The following is a 228-nucleotide window of genomic DNA, read 5'->3' on the forward strand; positions in this document are numbered from 1 at the left end:
GGGCTTCTTGAACGCGACGGCGATGGTGTCGGCTTCGCCCTCGTAGCCGAGGTCGGCCAGGGTCCGCATGTTCTCGCGGATCTCGGTGAGGGTGGTCAGCAGGCCGGGGTGGGCGCGCAGGCAGCTGGTGTCGTGTTCCCGGCCGGGGCGTACCGGCGAGGTCCACAGCGGCCAGCCGTCCGGGGCGGTCAGGACCTGGATGTTGCCGCCGTGGTTCTTGTGCTTGGC

The 228-nt window shown here is 70.6% G+C and carries 1 protein-coding gene; it reads right to left on the minus strand.

What is annotated here, in order from left to right; genetic code table 11:
• A partial coding sequence (locus tag ACFHVL_RS31565; protein ID WP_416632277.1) for a transposase family protein occupies positions 1 to 228 on the minus strand: 228 nt, incomplete at both ends.

It is taken from the genome of Micromonospora sp. LOL_023 (genome assembly GCF_048060115.1).
In the GTDB taxonomy this organism is placed as follows: domain Bacteria; phylum Actinomycetota; class Actinomycetes; order Mycobacteriales; family Micromonosporaceae; genus Micromonospora_E.